At 43.1% G+C, this 13865-nt stretch carries 20 protein-coding genes; 12 read left to right on the top strand and 8 right to left on the bottom strand.

The annotated features are described in order from the left end of the window. From CD05_RS21005 to CD05_RS0116670, 10 genes are all read left to right on the top strand, one after another. On the top strand, window positions 1–381 hold a 381-nt coding region (locus tag CD05_RS21005), incomplete at its 5' end, for a hypothetical protein (protein WP_028511429.1). After that, window positions 381–545 carry a hypothetical protein gene (locus tag CD05_RS20780; protein ID WP_156947541.1) on the top strand — a complete coding sequence of 55 codons (165 nt, stop codon included), beginning with the start codon at window positions 381–383 and terminating at the stop codon, window positions 543–545. The genes CD05_RS21005 and CD05_RS20780, both read left to right, overlap by 1 nt. Further along, window positions 496–1053, top strand: a complete 558-nt coding sequence (locus tag CD05_RS0116700; RefSeq protein ID WP_198021609.1) for a hypothetical protein — start codon at window positions 496–498, stop codon at window positions 1051–1053. The genes CD05_RS20780 and CD05_RS0116700 overlap by 50 nt, the downstream gene beginning before the upstream one ends. Before the next feature lie 4 nt (window positions 1054–1057). Then, on the top strand, window positions 1058–1567 hold the full coding sequence (locus tag CD05_RS0116695) for a DUF5050 domain-containing protein (protein WP_028511427.1): 510 nt from the start codon (window positions 1058–1060) through the stop codon (window positions 1565–1567). Between the two features lies 1 nt (window position 1568). Continuing rightward, complete coding sequence (locus CD05_RS21000; protein ID WP_198021608.1) at window positions 1569–1790, top strand: hypothetical protein; 222 nt, start codon at window positions 1569–1571, stop codon at window positions 1788–1790. Continuing rightward, window positions 1684–2772 carry an ABC transporter permease gene (locus tag CD05_RS0116690; RefSeq protein ID WP_028511426.1) on the top strand — a complete coding sequence of 363 codons (1089 nt, stop codon included), beginning with the start codon at window positions 1684–1686 and terminating at the stop codon, window positions 2770–2772. Before CD05_RS21000 ends, CD05_RS0116690 begins: the two co-directional genes overlap by 107 nt. A 4-nt stretch (window positions 2773–2776) precedes the next feature. Then, window positions 2777–3643, top strand: a complete 867-nt coding sequence (locus tag CD05_RS0116685) for an ABC transporter ATP-binding protein (protein ID WP_028511287.1) — start codon at window positions 2777–2779, stop codon at window positions 3641–3643. After that, window positions 3640–4653 carry an ABC transporter permease gene (locus CD05_RS0116680; protein ID WP_028511286.1) on the top strand — a complete coding sequence of 338 codons (1014 nt, stop codon included), beginning with the start codon at window positions 3640–3642 and terminating at the stop codon, window positions 4651–4653. Before CD05_RS0116685 ends, CD05_RS0116680 begins: the two co-directional genes overlap by 4 nt. Window positions 4654–5190: 537 nt before the next feature. Then, the gene (locus CD05_RS0116675; protein ID WP_028510136.1) at window positions 5191–5541 is read left to right on the top strand and encodes a helix-turn-helix domain-containing protein; all 351 of its coding nucleotides are present in this window, start codon (window positions 5191–5193) and stop codon (window positions 5539–5541) included. After that, the gene (locus CD05_RS0116670; RefSeq protein ID WP_028511212.1) at window positions 5538–6374 is read left to right on the top strand and encodes an IS3 family transposase; all 837 of its coding nucleotides are present in this window, start codon (window positions 5538–5540) and stop codon (window positions 6372–6374) included. The genes CD05_RS0116675 and CD05_RS0116670 overlap by 4 nt, the downstream gene beginning before the upstream one ends. 153 nt (window positions 6375–6527) lie before the next feature. On the opposite strand, the gene CD05_RS19245 is transcribed toward CD05_RS0116670, so the two are convergent. From CD05_RS19245 to CD05_RS0116630, 8 genes are all read right to left on the bottom strand, one after another. After that, window positions 6528–7097 (bottom strand): YqiA/YcfP family alpha/beta fold hydrolase, encoded by a 570-nt coding sequence (locus tag CD05_RS19245; protein ID WP_051589099.1) that lies wholly within the window; start codon window positions 7095–7097, stop codon window positions 6528–6530. Continuing rightward, on the bottom strand, window positions 7094–7435 hold the full coding sequence (locus CD05_RS0116660) for a sigma-70 family RNA polymerase sigma factor (RefSeq protein ID WP_028511425.1): 342 nt from the start codon (window positions 7433–7435) through the stop codon (window positions 7094–7096). The genes CD05_RS19245 and CD05_RS0116660 overlap by 4 nt, the downstream gene beginning before the upstream one ends. Window positions 7436–7503: 68 nt before the next feature. Next, complete coding sequence (locus CD05_RS20185) at window positions 7504–9501, bottom strand: AAA family ATPase (RefSeq protein ID WP_051589098.1); 1998 nt, start codon at window positions 9499–9501, stop codon at window positions 7504–7506. Next, window positions 9498–9872, bottom strand: a complete 375-nt coding sequence (locus tag CD05_RS0116650) for a hypothetical protein (RefSeq protein ID WP_156947539.1) — start codon at window positions 9870–9872, stop codon at window positions 9498–9500. The genes CD05_RS20185 and CD05_RS0116650 overlap by 4 nt, the downstream gene beginning before the upstream one ends. Before the next feature lie 56 nt (window positions 9873–9928). Continuing rightward, window positions 9929–10984, bottom strand: a complete 1056-nt coding sequence (locus tag CD05_RS0116645; RefSeq protein WP_028511423.1) for a WYL domain-containing protein — start codon at window positions 10982–10984, stop codon at window positions 9929–9931. Window positions 10985–10995: 11 nt separating this feature from the next. Further along, on the bottom strand, window positions 10996–11199 hold the full coding sequence (locus tag CD05_RS0116640) for a hypothetical protein (protein ID WP_028511422.1): 204 nt from the start codon (window positions 11197–11199) through the stop codon (window positions 10996–10998). Window positions 11200–11220: 21 nt separating this feature from the next. Further along, entirely contained in the window at window positions 11221–11616 is a 396-nt protein-coding gene (locus tag CD05_RS0116635; protein ID WP_028511421.1) for a hypothetical protein, read from the bottom strand. A gap of 19 nt (window positions 11617–11635) precedes the next feature. Continuing rightward, complete coding sequence (locus CD05_RS0116630; protein ID WP_028511420.1) at window positions 11636–12034, bottom strand: hypothetical protein; 399 nt, start codon at window positions 12032–12034, stop codon at window positions 11636–11638. A gap of 285 nt (window positions 12035–12319) precedes the next feature. Between CD05_RS0116630 and CD05_RS0116625 the strand changes: the two genes are divergently transcribed. Together CD05_RS0116625 and CD05_RS0116620 are read left to right on the top strand one after the other, a co-directional pair. Next, on the top strand, window positions 12320–13261 hold the full coding sequence (locus CD05_RS0116625) for a hypothetical protein (protein WP_028511419.1): 942 nt from the start codon (window positions 12320–12322) through the stop codon (window positions 13259–13261). 135 nt (window positions 13262–13396) lie between these two features. After that, window positions 13397–13864, top strand: coding sequence for a hypothetical protein (locus CD05_RS0116620; protein ID WP_028511418.1), 468 nt, complete (start codon window positions 13397–13399; stop codon window positions 13862–13864). Window position 13865 lies beyond the last annotated feature (1 nt).

Here is a 13865-nt window from a genome sequence, read left to right as displayed (position 1 = left end):
GAAATGCAATGGGCGGAGTTTTCAAAAACGCTTGACCCGTTTACTATGACCGAGGACGAGTATAACGGCAAAGTGGAGGAATATGATAAACTGCATAAAAATGACAGATTTATGTCACTTTTTCCGCAGATGTATTATACGGCTAAAAGCGGCGAAAAGCATTGGTATCACTCGGCGGATATAAAGGATGCGACATTTAAGGGCGAGCCTTTGTCGGAAAATGACCCGTGTATAATACAGGGAGCTTTTGATATAACTGATAACACAGACAGCATAAGGGTGGAGTTTCTTGACCTCAGACAAAACAGATCTCCCGAGGAAATGACGGCGGGAGTATTTGAGGAAATGAGCATAGATATACCGTTTGGGGGTGTTAAGTGATGAAAAAGATCAGCATTTATATTGCTCTCTATATTGCTGCTTTCGGGCTGTGCAAACAGCACGGCAGCTATGTTGACATAGAAAGCGAGAAAGCACAGCAGGCTGAGCTTATAAGTGAGCTTGACACATACGAGTTTTACTTCGGGCAAACCGACAGAGCTTGATGAAAAGCCGTTTAATATAAGCTCTCTCGGGATCACGTCAATTGGAACTAAGACCTTTTGTATAGGCGGCGTGGGTGTGAGCAGCTGCGTGCTTGATACAGAAAGCGAGAGGTTTTCGCACCTTTGCAATATCGCAGGCTGCGCACATTCTGAGAACAGCCCGGGTGTCCTTGACCAATTACAGATGAACGCCCCCGTTGCAGCATCAAACGGGCTTTACTTTACAAGCGGCAATGCACTATGCTTTTTGACGGCAAAGAGCAGGAACCCATTTTATGAAAACACCTTTTCAACAAGCTACGAAAAGGAATTTTTCCCGGATTCGCCAAATTCTTTAGGCGGGATAATGTCGCAGGGCGGCAGGCTGTATATTCTGGGGGCGAGTTGGTTTCAAACATTTGATGTAACAACAAATACTGCAAGCGAACCCGTGATACTATCCGAGGACAGCAGTATTATCTCTTATGCGGCAAATGAGGACTATTTATTTCTTTTGCACAGAGAATAACGAATTGTTTTCATGCACCTTTGCGGACAATAAGCTTAAAAAGCTTGACGATAAGGCAGGGCAGGTATCGGTAAGCGGAGGAAGGCTCTATTACATAAAATGGGAGGGGCAGACCCCGATCCTGATGAGCGCAGAGCGTGACGGCAGCTCACCTCAAAGGCTTATAGAGAACTGCTATGTGGGCTGCTGTATCACAGATAAGGCGATATATTATACGCATTTTCATGCTGATGAGGGGAAGGTATATGTGTATGATCTGAAAACGGGGAAGACGGCGGAATGTGACATTTCCTGCAAGGTGCGTGAGGATAATGCCGATACGGAGGATATAGACGAAGAGATCTGCTATCCGCAAGGCGGCTTTATGCCGAGAATAATATGGAACGCTCAGACCGACAAGGTGTTTGTGCTTGATACTATTACAGACGGCGACGGGCAGCTTACGAACGGCAGGATAGGCTTTGTTTTCAAAAACGGCAGCAAAGATCACAGTATAATAACGGACGGTGTATGATATGTGTTTTGAACTTAAAAAGCTGTTCTCGTCAAGGCTTATGCTGATATCGCTGCTGATGTGCGCAGCTCTGCTTGGAATTTTCGTGTTCAGAACGGTAAAATATAATATAGACGTTGGAAAGAGCTTATCACAGCGGCAAGAATACATCGAGAGCATTTCATCGGGAAAAAAGCAGTGCGGAGATACGCTCATATATCTTAGCAAGAGAGAGCGAGCTTAACGAGCAGATAGCCGCATCCGATGAGGAGTATCCTGCAAAGCTTATAAATGAGCTGTTTATCTGCCAAACGATCAGGCAAAGACTTGACTTTATAGAAAAGGACTTTCCCTCTCACCGCAGGGCGCTTATAACAGATGCGATTTCCGCCGCCGAGCGTGAACGTGCAAAGACTGATCCCGATCAAAGTGTAATCACCCTCAATGAGCTTGCGGCAGAAAAATACAATACTGTTATAGATATGAAACTCACCGAAAGCGGCAAGCTAAGTGAGCTGCTTGTTTATCTTGACAATATATATTGGGACTATGCAATGATGCTTTTAGCTGTGATCATCGCTGTCAGAATGTTCACCCTTGACTATTCATCGGGGGCATACCGTGTCATAAACTCGGAGATAAAAAGCAAGGGGCGGCTTTTTTGGAGTCAGCTTGCAGCAGCGTATTCGGTAACGGCAGCGGTAGTAATACTTAGCGCTGTTAGCCAGCTTATCGTGGGGGTATTGTGCTTTGGCATTACTGACCTTTCACTTCCCTTGCAGCAGTTCGAGGGCTTTGAATACTGCCCCTACATCATCACCTTAGGCGGCTTTTTGGCCATTAAGCTTTGCCTTAAGCTGTTGTTTTATCTCTTTGTTACAGCGGTTTCGGTCTTAGCATCGGTGCTGACCAAAAAAGCAGGCGCTGCCGTGCCTGTCTCGGCACTTGTGACGATAATGCCGCAGATAATAATGACGATGCTGTTTATTTATGTGTCGGGTGAAAACTCCTCTGCGCTTGACACCCGATACATTGCTTTTGACCGTCTGCGCACGGTCTTGCCGCAGAGCTTTCTTAACCTGAAAACCTATTTTTTCAGGTTCGACTATATCACGGTCGTCGGCTTTGCGGTATCAAGACTGGTATGCGCCGCAGCGCTCACTTGTCTGATAACCTTTGTATGTATTATTACAGCTTTCAAAAAATATGCAAGACCTGCGAGGTGAGAAAATGGAGCTTAAAATAGACAGGCTTACAAAACGCTATAAAAACAAGACTGCCCTTGACGGGATAGACCTAACTCTCGGGAACGGTGTATATGCCCTGCTCGGGCCAAACGGTGCAGGCAAAAGTACGCTTATGAATATAATAGTCGGGCTGCTTTGGCAAACAAGCGGAAGTGTCACTCTTGACGGCAGAGAGATACTCTCTCTCGGTGCCGATTACCGCACAAGGCTTGGCTTTATGCCGCAGGATATGGGCTTTTACCCCTCTTTTACGGGAGAGGAGATGATGAGATATTTTGCGGCTGTAAAGGGCATAAAAAATGCCCATAATGAAATAGATAGGCTGCTTGAATTTGTAAACCTTACTGATGACAAAAAGCGAAAATGCGGTGAGTATTCGGGCGGGATGAAACGCAGGCTCGGTATAGCTGCGGCACTTCTTGGCGGCCCCGATATTCTTGTTTTTGACGAGCCTACCGCAGGGCTTGACCCGAAGGAAAGAATGAGATTTCGCAATATCCTGAGCCGTATCGGTCGGGGAAAGCTGTTGCTGATCGCTACGCATATCGTATCAGATATAGAGAGTATATCGGATAATGTGATACTTCTTGACGGAGGAAAAGTTGTTAAAAGCGGCACACTTGCAGAGGTCATTTCCTCTGCCGAGGGCTGTGTCTGGGAGCTTGAATGTGAGGACGGCTTTGCTGATGAGTATGCGCTGTTACATACCAATTCTGCAATCATAAAGACAGGGGGCGGAACAAGGCTGCATATCGTTCAGAGCAGCAAACCGTTTGAAAACGCTGTCTCCGTTTCTCCGACACTTGAAGATGTATATATGCTCAGGTTCGGGCAGGTGAGTGGGCAGTGACGCTTATATATTTTGAAACAAAAAAGCTGCTGCATAAACGCCTTATAATTATCGTTATAGCCATTGCTTTGGAAATAGTTCTTGGGCTGCTGCCTGCAGATCATGAGCACCCATATTCAACGCTGGTATACAGGCAGTATACAGAGCAGCTTGCAGGAGAATACACCCCCCAAAAGCGTGAATTGATCTTCACTCGGCTTGATGAGGTCAACAATGTAATTGCAGAGCATGAACAGCTTTTGGAGCAGTACAATGCCAATCTGATAGACCTTGATGAATTTGCAACTCACAACAAGCAATACAACAAGGCAATCGCCGAGCAGCAGACACTTGAATATCTTGCAATGAAATGTGAGAGCTTTGACAGCCTCGGTACTGGAGAGTTTTTCTATGATACGGATTGGTATGATCTTTACTCCTATCGCCGCTATGATTTATTGTCGGTGCTGATTATGATGCTGCTTATCCCTCCTGTTTTCTGCAATGAATACAGCAGCAAAATGGCTGATATCCTCCGTACTACGAAATGCGGAAAAACACGTCTTGCCGTAATAAAGCTATCGGTCAGCATGGTTGTAATGTTTTTGCTCTCTCTGATAATAAGTACAGCAGAGTTATGCACATTTGCAGCCCGATACGGGCTTGACAGCGCCTTTGCTCCTCTTCAAAGCATATTGGGCTGTGAGGAATATGGGGAAATGACAGTTATCGGTCTGTTTGTACGCAGCAGCCTGATGCGAGCGTTTTCATTTGCAGTATGTGCTGCATTTATCTGCCTTATTTCCGTTTATACAAAAAATATGCTGTTTACATTCTTTTTGAGCTTTGCAGCCTGTGTTTTCCCTGCGCTTATAGCTGAGGGAAAGGTTATGAGCTATGCTTTTTCATCTTCGGCGCATAACGGAATGTATCTGTCCGGAATGAGCGTATGGGTATTCTGTCTGATATGTATTGTAAAGTGTGCAGGGTATGGGGTTATGTGCGTAAGTAAGTTTGGTACGATCAAGTAATATACTTAACATGTTTAGCAATTATAATACATCATAGCAATTCTCCTGCCCCAAAAACTGATTCTGATATAATCAACATAATTCAAGCCGACCATTTTTCTCACCCGGTAATAAATGGTCGGCTTTTTATTGAAAATGTGTTTACGATATATTCCACTGCCTTATCCTGTCTTGGACAACTTTTGGTCAACAAAGTTATATGAAGTTGCCCAAAATCAAACAAATATACTTTTGACTATCTTTTCATAAACGCCTATTTTGCGACGTTTGAGCGAAATTACTAAACGTTTGTTTAGGATGCGAAATGCGGGTGTTTTAAGGACAAGTAAAGGACAAAACTCACGGCATACTCTTGTACACAAGACTGCCCGTTATTCCATATCATCTTGGTTTTCTAAAAGCATTAAAAATCATAAAATGGTCTTTCTTTTGATCATAAAAATACTGAAGCCGGCTTTGAAATGCTCCCCTTTTGTTAGACAATGTGGTATAATAGAAACATACCAATTAGGAATCTAACGAAAGGGGGGCATTTTTATGCCTAAAGGAATACCCAATAAGAGATACACACCCGAATTTAAGATCAAAGTGGTTGAAACAATGCAGAACGAGAAATTAAGTTATATGGAAACTGCAAGACAATTTGACATTCCACAAGGAGATAAGACAGTTGCGAAGTGGGAGCGCATCTATCTTGAAGAAGGCAAAGAAGGATTTTATGTTGAACGTCGTGGGCGCAAATCAACAGGTCGTCCTCCAAAACTGAAAAAAGAAGTCGAAGAAGACCTCATAGCCGAGGTTCAGCGTCTTCGTGCGGAGAATGCATACTTAAAAAAATTGAATGCCTTGGTTTCCGAAAGGGTACGGCAAGAGAAAAAGCACAAGTGATCTGGGAACTGAGGCATGAACACAAGATAGGTCTGCTCATTGATGTTGCCGGTATCCCTCGCAGCACCTATTACTATTACAGCAAACGATTCAATGATCCGAAACCGGATAAGTATGCAGTAATCAAGGAGGATATCCGCAGGATATATGATGAAAGCAAAGGACGCTATGGCTATCGCAGGATAACGAAAGAACTGAGAAAAACGCATAGGATAAACCACAAGACAATTCAGCGATTAATGCGTAAAATGGGTATATTCTGCCGCGTTCGCATGAAGAAATACAACTCATTCAGGGGTGAAGTCGGCAGAATAGCACCAAATCTTTTGGAACGTGATTTCAAAGCGGATAAGCCAAATCAGAAGTGGGTCACAGATGTGACAGAGTTTGCTCTGTTTGGTGTCAAGCTGTATCTGTCGCCCATCATCGATCTTTTCAACGGAGAGGTTGTGTCCTACAACCTGAGTTACCACCCTAATTTGAATCAAGTGACCGATATGTTGAATAAAGCATTTGCAAAGATACCGGAAAACACCGGACTCATTTTGCATTCAGATCAGGGCTGGCAGTATCAGCACAAGCAGTACCAGAAAATGCTCAAAGATAAAGGCATAAGACAAAGTATGTCACGAAAGGGAAACTGTCTTGATAACGCCTGCGCAGAAAACTTCTTTGGATTGCTGAAAACAGAACTTCTCTACTTACAGGAATTCTCATCTGTTGAGCACTTCATTTCAGAACTACATTCATACATCGTTTGGTACAACACAAAGCGCATCAAGCTTAAGCTTGATGGAATGTCACCTGTTGAATACAGGCTCAACGCTGCATGACAAAAGCGACCAAGATCTCTCTTAGTCGCTTTGCACAAGTTTTCTTTGAAAAGTTTGTCTAACTTTTTGGGGTCAGTTCACTTTTGTAAGCTTCGGTATTATCTTTTAATAAAGAATATATATCACATTTAAAAATCTATCCGTCAGCACTAACTAATACTCATCAATTCCCGGAAACCACTCCTTCCGTGGCAGAGTATCCGTATAGTAAGGCAGTATCTTAGCAAAAAAGTCTTTCAGCGGCAGCGTGTGCCCCGAATGTCCTCCTCCGGAAATACGGCGAAAGCGTGCGTTGCCGAGTAGTTTTTCCGTAAACCTGTGGTCACCGAGCAGCTCATCGTTATCTCCAACGATACAGCTCACATTGCTGATGTCGATTTTTGAGAGCGAGCCGAACAGCCCGATCAGAGCCTTTGTATCCTTGCGTGGGCGAACATCACCGTCGAATGTCAGAAATGACATCAGAAAGGGATTGATAAGTATCACGGGACAATTATGCTGAGCACTCAGCACCGCCGCATAAAATCCACCGAGGCTCGTCCCGACAACAATGTCAGGGCGTTTGTCAGTAAGAATGTATTTCAAACCGCCGAGAATGTTCTCGGGCGATACGCTGTCATAGTCCAGCTCGGGTGCTATGATCTCGCACCCGAAAGGATCAAGCGCCTTGTATGCACTGTTCCTCGGGCTTCCGTGATAGCCGTGAATGTTCAGTATCTTCATACGTTGTCCTCCGTTTTGTCAAGATAGTCTCTTATTTGCTTCTTGCTGACGTTTTGTATTTTGTAATTCATCATACGCTCGGCTTTGTCGAAAACCTGTTTTATACGCATTACGTTGGAATTACTTATTGCGGATATCTCCGTGAGGCTCATACCCTCGCAAATATGGAGCAATAGTACGCTGCGGTTGTGTTCGGGAAAAACATCAAGTATCTCACCAAACCGCCCGGCGGAGAGAGGCTGCTCGAGCTTGAAGTAATCATTTAGCATTGCTGCGTATTCATCTGTGATACTGTCAAGATTTTCCGGAAGAGTAGCAAGTGTGCAGATACATTTCATAGGTACCGCCTTTCTGTCAATTAATGCTCTCTATTATCATTTTATATAAAAGAATAATAAAAATCTTCTCATCCTACCTTGAAGCCTATCCTGCAAGCCGGCTGGTTTTCATTATCTGATATTCCGATATTGAAGTTTGAAAAGTCCTCTGCTTTAAGTGTCAAGAGCTCGTCACCTGTCAGCGCTGAAAGGTCGCATTTTGAAAGCCTTAACGCCTGAGCAAGCTGCGCTTTCTCAACAAGATTTCTTGCATATCGTCCGTTACCGTGATTTGTTGTACCTACGGAGGCTTCAAATATCGGGATAAGTTTCTCATATGTATCATCTGCCATCTTATATCCGTTGTTCCCAGCGATATGCTTTGTTATATCATAAAGCTCCGACGGTGAATAATCCTTGAAATCGACATAGAATGATATGCGAGATCTCAGTCCCGGATTGCGGTCAATAAAATCTTTCATTTCTTTTGGATATCCGGCAAAGATAACAACCATATCCTCTCGCTGATTCTCCATTTCCTGCACGATAGTATTGATAGCCTCATCTCCGAACAAACCATTGCGGTCATCGCAGAGTGAATATGCCTCATCAATAAATAGCACCGAACCCTGCGCTTTCTGAAACAACTGCTTGACCTGTACCGCTGTCCATCCAACATATTTTCCGACAAGATTACTTCTCCCACATTCAATAATATTACCAACAGAGAGGATCTTGTTATCCTTCAATATCTGCGCAAATAGCCTTGCAACTGTGGTTTTTGCTGTGCCAGGATTACCGGTGAATACCATATGCATAGAGCGTTTTGCGTTAGGCATACCTCTGTCCGCAAAAGCCTTCTGCATTTTGGAATATATAACTGCCTGCTCGATGAGTTCCTTTACTTCTCTAAGACCTATCATCTCTGCAAGTTGGCGTGATGCCCTGCCTTCCTGTGTGAGCACAGTTTTACGGTCTAAACTCTTTTTGAATTCGGAGTACTGCGGATAGACCTGTGTTTTCAGTGCATTGGCATACCACTTTCTGTATGCCACACGAAGGTCATCGGAATTGTATCCTGTGTCCTTTGCCACAAAAGATAAAAGCTCCTTATCAGCTTTTACATTGTCCTTACGACAGTAGGCTCGGAGTATTTTCTTTGCGTCATTGTTCATTGCAAGACGCTCATTTATCTCGATAAAGGTCAATTCGGGGAGTGAGTTTTTTATAGTTCCCGAAACACTATCAAAATGATTGGGCATTAAGAAGATCATAAGTGTATCCTGACAGTATTCCATAATTAACTTTGTAAGCTGTTCAGTTAGAAAATTATATATGGCTCGATCTTCAGTTTCCCATGAGAAACTGTTTATATCCATAACAACAGTTCCGTATCTTGCTGCTTCAAAATATATATCCAGCGAATTTGCTACCCGTATTGTCATAGGCTTTATGACTGTACAGCGTTTCGATATCAGTCTGCTATTTTCATACAACACGGAAACAAGGTCATCGCAAGCCTTGTTTGCATTACTGCATCTTATAATGTAGTGAACAGGATGACCTTTTGCTCCCACACACTTCGCCGGCTGTTTTATACGTTCTATCTCCGGCAGAAGATCATGATCATACAGACCAAAGATAGATTGGTTCTTTATTTCTTTATAAGGTATCAGATCTACAACTCTTTCCGTCAATTTCGGATTGCTACTGAACCTATACATTCCGAATGGTTCGAGCATATTATCATCAAACACAAAATCCCTGATATAATGGTTTTCCGCATATCTTCTCACAAATTCTACCGTAGTCTCACCAATAGTGTACTTACCAACAAATCCACAGTTTTTAATAAGCGCAGATACTGCATCATCAACGCTGCTCCCATTATTTATGATCATATTGATAACGATCCAAGCCCCATTGTAATCGCTGATAAAAGCAAAACTACTACCATAATTCTTTTCATTGAATCTGTTAAACCCGGTATTTATTTGATCAATAAACTCTCTGCTGTATTCTGTAAGTCCATTCTCATTAGGGGTGATAGTTTTGGAAATATCAAGTGTGATTCTGTAACATATCATATCATTATCTCCTTCTTCACCCTCTCATCAAATACCATATCAAATCCCTCCGGATAAATAACACTTGTTTCTCCGCCCGATCTGATAACAAGCTCGCCTGACGCAAACTCTTTGTCGGGAATACTTTTAAGCAGAGCATTAATAAACACGCTGCAGGTAAAGTATTCGCCCCATAGCTTATTGCTTTTGGCTATCTCAAATACTTCTCCCTCTGATCCGCAAAGCACGAAGCTAACGCTGTGCAGCTCGTTTATAAGCCTTATGTCCTTCAGAGCAAGCGTGCCGTTTGCTGCAATAGCCGAAAAATAGCCCCATGTTCTTTTGTACAGGTCTTTGAAGCAGTCGAGAGACAGGGGCTTTTGTGTTATCATATCCGACAGCTCCCGCCAGCCGGCTATAAGGCTATTTCTTTGAATATCATTGATCGTCATACTGTATCCTTACCGTATCTTTTGGCTGCCTCACGCAGCGTCTTTGCTATATCATTCCTCAGACTTTCCGGGAAAAGCACCTCAACGCAGTCGCTGTACTGCAAAGCCCAGTGTAGCATTGCCTTTTCACTTATGCGCACCCTGATCTCTATCGTATCATCATCGACCTTTGTTATACCTGCCTTGCTGCCGAACCAGTCAACGATGTCATTCATTATGTATCTCGGGCAGCGGAAAACGCACACACTCACCTCGCCGCCCCACATATTCGGGTGCTCGCTTATGTAGTCGGATAGGTTTATGCCGTTTTTATAGCCTTTAAGCGAGCGCACGCTCTTTGCTTTGCTATCAAGCAGGCTGATGTTCTTTATCCTGTCAACTCTGAATGAGAGCAGCTTGTCGTGGTCAGCAGAGCTGCAAAGCAGATAATACCGCCCGTTTAGCGACACGAGCTTGTAGGGACTTATGACATACAGCTTGACCTTGCCGTTGTCATCAAGGCGTGGGTGTGGTTTCATATCGGTATCGTAATCGAAGTAATCAAAGCTCACCTGAACGCCTGCCGATATCGACTCGCAAAGCACCGATATAACATAAAACAGCGACTTGTTTGCAGGGCGCTCGACAACGGCGGAATATGCAGACGAATGCTTTTTGACAAACTCGGGACTGCCGAAAGATACTACCTTTTTGATAAGGTCTTTGCACTGCTTTGCGGGAAGATAGTTTGAAAAGAGCAGGCTGTCTATCATCACCTGCAGCTCGCTCTCGTCAAATCTGACCTCGGGGGAATAGTACCAGTTTGTGTGGATAAGCTCTGTCGTGCCGTTTTTGCCTGCTCTTTCAAGCTCATCATATTCAAGTGGGAAACCTGCTTCAAGCAGCTTTGACAGGTTATGGCGTATCGTCTTTCGGTCAAGCACCATACCGTATTCCTGCTCGACAAGCTCGACTATGCGCTGCTGGGTTATCCGCTCAGATGCACTTGTGAACCTTTCAAGCACCAGCAGGATATAGATTATTGCGAGCTTTTTAGGCTGGCTTACGCTCATACAAATTCCCCCTATCGTGATTTTCTCTGCATTTTGTAAAATTCCGACAGCATCTTGTCATGCTCATATTTTGCTCGTATCTCGTCCATTTCTTTTGCTATCCTCGCAGCGGCTGAGAGCGGCTTCTCACCCCTCATACGCTGACGCACCTTTTCCTTTTCACGTTCAAGCTCACGGGCTTTCATACGTTCATTCTGTGTAAGACCATATTTCATAAAATGCACCTCCGTTTAAGTTTACGGGTAATCACTGAGCTCGGGCTCGTCCTCGACCTCGACTATTATATCGGGGTCTGTGCCGGGGCTTATGTTATGCTCATTCATATATGACCTTATATAGTCATCAAAGTTGATGTACATAATACCCTCAAAATCATCATTCTCGTCAACATGAACTATGCCGTCATCAAGAAACAGGAATTCCTGCTCCTCCTCGTCATATTTTTCTTCTTGTATCTCACGCAGGATTATGCCGAGCGAAGGCACACGCACTGAATACTTACAGAACATATAACGGTAATTGTCATTATACCCTTTGAGATTGCATTTATAGCTGCCGATATTGCCGCCAAAGAGCTTTTCCATATGATCAAGAGTATCTGTAAGGGTTGAGAGGGTGCAGTAGAAGTTCATAGTGGCTCCTTTCTTATGTTTAATTAAGGCCGTCAATATAAAGTTTAAGATAATCGGCCAGCCTGCCCCACTCGGTACACTCACTGACCTCTTTCATACAAACATCGAACATCGCCCCCATTTTTCTGCTGTACTCGGGGTGGACATTAAGCTCATTGCAAAGGTCGAAAAAGCCTTCGCCGCATATATTGGTTGACTTCTGAACCACCATTACCGATATCAGCGGCAGCCCAAGCTCATAGCAGTGCTTTGAAAGCTCACCGATATGTGCGCCCACATCATGCCCCGGCGCACGGGCGGGTATTCCTGTAAGCCCGGCTATCTCGCCGTAAGTTATCGTGTACTGCCCTCTTGCGATACATTTGAGCAGCACCTTGCCGCAGTTGATCTGTGCTTTTGTCAAAGGCTTTAGTTCCATAGCTATTCCCCCTGTTTCACCGGTCGTTTTTCTTACTGTGCTTATATCATAACATATACTATGGGTAAAAAACTCCTCATCATATCAACTAATGACATTATACCACACATAGGGCTTATTGTCCGAAGATGTGAGTGTGTTTTTACCAAGTTCTACCTTTTGCACAAATGCAGGCCTCGTCATTTGTAGAATACGATAGTATGGGACATATTTCATTGACATCACTCGGCCGTTATGATACAATTATAACAAAGAAATAGCAGTCATTTTTTAGGAGGTCTATTTATGAACAGAATAAATGTTTATTTGAAAGCAAAGGACGATCTTGAAAAACTTGCCAATAAGCAAGACGTAGATATTTCAAAGTATTATAAACCGGGATTTGAAAAGATATATGGTGACGGCATCAACCATTATTTCTATCTATTCTGCGGGCATGATTCAGACAGGCAATATATGGGTAATATCGTAAAGTTTTATAATGACTCTTCCGATACACAGGAAATATTAAGTGATATTCTTTATGGATTTGACCCTAAAAAAACGACAAAAAACTATACGAATGTTGATAATTTGATAGATAAGCTTAAAGAAGAATACCCCAACAAGATAGAAAATGAGAAAAAATGGAATGAATATCTGACAGGTATATATCAGTGCGCCGTATTTCTTTCTAATGGCAAGATAGGCGGAAAAGAACTGACATTTGATCATGATCATCTTTTAAAAGAGCCTGAAAACATAGAAGAGTTTAAGAAATATCTCTACGATCTTCGATACATCAAGAATAACATTGCCGGTGTCGGTCCGGCTGTATGCTATAACTGGCTGAAAGAGTGCGGTGCCATCTGGCTTGCAAAACCCGATCTGCATATCAAACGAGTTGTTGCCGAACTGCTGAAAACTAATAATACTTCAAATGATCATGATAAATCTATGGCTGATAAGGTTATTCAAAAATATATCAATAATCATAGAGAAGAAATGAGATTCCCAGAGCTAAAAGGCATTAAAAAGAATTCCAGACTGACTTGTGATGAATATGTAGCCTTATATATGTGGGAATGGGCAAAGGAAATCAGAGAAAAGGGTTTTGATAAAGATTGTTCTGCATATAAACTTGATAGAGTTTTATATCTGTTTTGCACCAATGGTCATTTTTATCTTGATGATAACAGTAATAATGAGATCTCTGAAGATAAACTTTTGGATATTATCTCTGAATAGTCATTCATTAAAACAGCAAGCCGCCCTAAACGAGCGGCCTGCTGTTATTCTTTGTTATGTGAGGTTTTCTCCCCACACGATGTGCTATAATATGCTCATAAGCAAGAAAATAATCGAAAACTCCGGAGGTGTCTTATGAACGTTAGTATCTATTCAAGAGAGGCGATCGAGGCGGTGATAGCACAGGGGGATTTTCCCGAAAAAACGGCTGTCATCAGCTTTTATGACCCTGCACTCAAGCACCTTGACAAAAGCTACACTCACATTGATTACAGCGGCGTGTGCGAGAGCGTTTTTTACAGCGAGCTTGATGATCTCGACCTTTACTACCTTGCCGATAAGGGACTGACCTATGAAACGTTTTTCCCTGAGGCTGATGCTATGGCAAGGTTTATCTACGATGCTTTTGATAAGGGCATGGACATCATCTGCCAGTGCGAATACGGACAAAGCAGAAGTGCCGCCTGCGCCGCTGCGATACTTGAACATTTTTATCACACGGGCATATCTGTGTTTGCAAATTATGATTACTACCCCAATCAGGTGGTATATCATAAGGTGTTTGATGCGCTGGAGAAAGTCAGTGGAGAAAGGAAAAGCTAAA

The sequence above is a fragment of the Ruminococcus sp. NK3A76 genome (assembly GCF_000686125.1).
Classification (GTDB): domain Bacteria; phylum Bacillota; class Clostridia; order Oscillospirales; family Ruminococcaceae; genus NK3A76.
The sequence above is the reverse complement of the archived record's forward strand: the minus strand, read 5'-3'. Positions and strand labels throughout refer to the sequence as shown.

Coding starts and splice junctions, on each gene's coding strand:
- CD05_RS20780 (WP_156947541.1), top strand. CDS start 381: ATGAAAAAGATCAGCATTTATATTGCTCTCTATATTGCTGCTTTCGGG.
- CD05_RS21000 (WP_198021608.1), top strand. CDS start 1,569: ATGTGTTTTGAACTTAAAAAGCTGTTCTCGTCAAGGCTTATGCTGATA.
- CD05_RS0116685 (WP_028511287.1), top strand. CDS start 2,777: ATGGAGCTTAAAATAGACAGGCTTACAAAACGCTATAAAAACAAGACT.
- CD05_RS0116675 (WP_028510136.1), top strand. CDS start 5,191: ATGCCTAAAGGAATACCCAATAAGAGATACACACCCGAATTTAAGATC.
- CD05_RS19245 (WP_051589099.1), bottom strand. CDS start 7,097: ATGAAGATACTGAACATTCACGGCTATCACGGAAGCCCGAGGAACAGT.
- CD05_RS0116660 (WP_028511425.1), bottom strand. CDS start 7,435: ATGAAATGTATCTGCACACTTGCTACTCTTCCGGAAAATCTTGACAGT.
- CD05_RS20185 (WP_051589098.1), bottom strand. CDS start 9,501: ATGATATGTTACAGAATCACACTTGATATTTCCAAAACTATCACCCCT.
- CD05_RS0116650 (WP_156947539.1), bottom strand. CDS start 9,872: ATGATAACACAAAAGCCCCTGTCTCTCGACTGCTTCAAAGACCTGTAC.
- CD05_RS0116645 (WP_028511423.1), bottom strand. CDS start 10,984: ATGAGCGTAAGCCAGCCTAAAAAGCTCGCAATAATCTATATCCTGCTG.
- CD05_RS0116640 (WP_028511422.1), bottom strand. CDS start 11,199: ATGAAATATGGTCTTACACAGAATGAACGTATGAAAGCCCGTGAGCTT.
- CD05_RS0116635 (WP_028511421.1), bottom strand. CDS start 11,616: ATGAACTTCTACTGCACCCTCTCAACCCTTACAGATACTCTTGATCAT.
- CD05_RS0116630 (WP_028511420.1), bottom strand. CDS start 12,034: ATGGAACTAAAGCCTTTGACAAAAGCACAGATCAACTGCGGCAAGGTG.
- CD05_RS0116625 (WP_028511419.1), top strand. CDS start 12,320: ATGAACAGAATAAATGTTTATTTGAAAGCAAAGGACGATCTTGAAAAA.
- CD05_RS0116620 (WP_028511418.1), top strand. CDS start 13,397: ATGAACGTTAGTATCTATTCAAGAGAGGCGATCGAGGCGGTGATAGCA.